We start from the raw sequence: 429 nt of genomic DNA, 5'->3' as shown, positions 1-429 counted from the left end.
CAGCCCAGCCAGTAGTGCTCGACCTTGTCGAACCGTCTGGCGTGGAGGTCGTCGCGGCTGATCAACCAGCTGATGTCGCCATCCATCCATTCGTACTGGAGCGACTCCATGTTGAAGGTCGCGAGGTGCAACAGCGGTTGTTCGGGCAGCTCCCGCCACGCCCGGTCGTAGACCTCGTCGAACCGCTCCGGGTCGTCCCGGAGTTCGAGGACCGCCTCCTCCCGCAGTCGCTGGAACTCCTCGGTGCTGTCGTCCCAGCTGTCGTGTACGTTCCGCTGCACTCCCCGCAGTTTGTCGGTGCTGTTGTTCATGGCCGGCCGGACGCCGACCTTGGTGGCGTACTCCTCGATGGCGGCCTCCAGCCGAGCGTGCCACTCGGCCTCCTCGTCCTCCACCTCGTCCCAGATGCCCCCGTACTCCTCGCCGATC

1 protein-coding gene is annotated in these 429 nt (G+C 65.7%); it reads right to left on the bottom strand.

From position 1 onward, the window contains the following. Positions 1 to 429: YwqG family protein (locus IE172_RS19235; RefSeq protein ID WP_190098475.1), on the bottom strand; the 429-nt coding region annotated here is incomplete at both ends.

The sequence above is a fragment of the Streptomyces griseoflavus genome (assembly GCF_014649995.1).
In the GTDB taxonomy this organism is placed as follows: Bacteria; Actinomycetota; Actinomycetes; order Streptomycetales; family Streptomycetaceae; genus Streptomyces; species Streptomyces griseoflavus.
This window is presented reverse-complemented; position numbering and strand designations above follow the sequence as displayed.